Genomic DNA, 349 nt, shown 5'->3' with positions numbered 1-349 from the left:
CCTGTTTCAGTGTAATCAAGCGTCAGTGTTCTGCTGAGTGAACCTATCGTATTCGGCGCTGCTGAGAAATACCCATTAATAAATATACCCGGAGCAGAATTCAGCCATGGTGTTGTCGGCAAAGGATACCCATAAACAGAAAGATAATCCCGTCTGACACTTTCACCAATTACGATAATTATGGTTTTATATTTCTTCTCCACACTCACAATATCCCATGAATCTTTCTGATTGTTTTTCAGCGATTCATATCGCATCATTTCTTCTCTGGTTTCAGCTATCCCTGTCATTACATTCGTAACCATACGTTTTGGCCATGCATTTACTGACAATACGATAAAGAACAACA

Annotated in this window: 1 protein-coding gene; it reads right to left on the bottom strand. The window is 39.5% G+C overall.

Annotation, left to right across the window (positions count from 1 at the left end):
• The coding region (locus E0D98_RS26150; RefSeq protein WP_165941085.1) for a sulfatase-like hydrolase/transferase at positions 1-349 on the bottom strand (349 nt) is incomplete at both ends.

Origin of the sequence: Escherichia sp. KCJ4928 (genome assembly GCF_004352695.1) — a bacterium.
In the GTDB taxonomy this organism is placed as follows: domain Bacteria; phylum Pseudomonadota; class Gammaproteobacteria; order Enterobacterales; family Enterobacteriaceae; genus ECMA0423.
This window is presented reverse-complemented; position numbering and strand designations above follow the sequence as displayed.